This is a genomic window from Okeania sp. SIO3I5 (assembly GCF_010672085.1).
GTDB lineage: Bacteria > Cyanobacteriota > Cyanobacteriia > Cyanobacteriales > Microcoleaceae > Trichodesmium.
The window spans coordinates 1-1247 of record NZ_JAAHHT010000535.1; the positions used below are offsets into that span (position 1 = coordinate 1).

Here is a 1247-nt window from a genome sequence, read left to right on the forward strand (position 1 = left end):
TGTCAAGGAAAGTTATTGCAGACTCTCAGCGGCCATGAGAGTTGGGTAAATGGTGTAGCATTTAGTCCTAATAGTCAGATGATTGCTTTTGTAAGTGATGACAAAACAGTGAAGTTGTGGAATGGTTGGAAGTTGACTCCCTATCAATGGGCTTGCAACTGGGTGCGCGACTACCTAGAAAACAACCCTACTCTCAGTGAAAGCGATAGACATTTGTGTGATGGTGTTGGCAGTCATTAGAAGTCAGAAGTTAGAAGTCAGAAGTCAGAAGTAAGTAGGGATAGGTTTAAGCAAAATCCTTGAAAAATTAGCCATTTATTCCTCAAAACCCACCCCTACAAACTTTTTAATTCTGAAATTGACTTAACCAATTCATTACATCATCCAGAGAAGTAAAATCAAATTGAGCATCTGCAAGTTCTTCCAACTCAGAAATAGATAAACTCCGAATTTTAGCTTTTATTTCTTCAGGAATATTTCCCAAACTACGAGTTATAAAACAGATAATTATTTTAGCTATTTTAGCCTGTACCTGTTGCAAACCACGTTCAAAACCTATTTGGAAACCACGTTCAAAACCTGTCTGGAGAATATCCTGATAAATTACAGACTCTTTCATTATTTCTTTCCTAAAAACAAACTTTTTAATTCTGAAATTGACTTAACCAATTCATTACATCATCCAGAGAAGTAACATTCAATAGAGCGATCGCCAATTCATTCAACTCAGAAAGAGACAAACTCCGAATTTTAGCTTCTATTTCCTCAGAAATATTTCCAAATCTGTAAGTTATTAATGTGATAACAAGTGAAGCTTTTCCCTTTTGCAAACCACGTTCTTCTCCCTGTTCTAAACCTATTTGCAAACCACGTTTTTCACCAATTTGTTTTCCTTTTTGAAGAATATCCTGATAAATTACAGATTCTTGCATCATTTCCTGCTCCATAAAACTGATACAAAGCGTCACATAACGTAACAACTTGATGTTTACTTCCTGCTTCTACTGAGGCCGTCGGCGGTTTCTCATCCACAGGCATTCACGACCGAGCCGACCGCATTTCTTAAATTTATACTGGCGTTTAAATCTCTATCTATTGACAGCCCACAATCGGGGCAGTCGTAAGTTCTTACATTTAATGGCATATCTTGAACGTGACCGCAGTGTGAGCAAGTTTTTGATGATGGAAAAAACCTGTCAACTACTACTAACTCTGAACCGTACCATTCGCACTTATATCCAAGCTGT

General features: G+C 37.4%; 4 protein-coding genes. 1 reads left to right on the forward strand and 3 read right to left on the reverse strand.

Annotated elements, in window-relative coordinates; genetic code table 11:
* A partial coding sequence (locus F6K40_RS40320; protein ID WP_293145991.1) for a WD40 repeat domain-containing protein occupies positions 1–240 on the forward strand: 240 nt, incomplete at its 5' end.
* A gap of 106 nt (positions 241–346) precedes the next feature.
* Here F6K40_RS40320 and F6K40_RS40325 read toward each other — a convergent pair.
* The 3 genes from F6K40_RS40325 to F6K40_RS40335 form a co-directional block, all read right to left on the reverse strand.
* Positions 347–619, reverse strand: coding sequence for a DUF4351 domain-containing protein (locus F6K40_RS40325; protein ID WP_293145994.1), 273 nt, complete (start codon positions 617–619; stop codon positions 347–349).
* A gap of 25 nt (positions 620–644) precedes the next feature.
* Positions 645–935 carry a DUF4351 domain-containing protein gene (locus F6K40_RS40330; protein ID WP_293145997.1) on the reverse strand — a complete coding sequence of 97 codons (291 nt, stop codon included), beginning with the start codon at positions 933–935 and terminating at the stop codon, positions 645–647.
* Positions 936–1024: 89 nt separating this feature from the next.
* Positions 1025–1247 (reverse strand): zinc ribbon domain-containing protein (locus F6K40_RS40335; protein WP_293146000.1); only part of this gene is annotated, 223 nt, incomplete at its 5' end.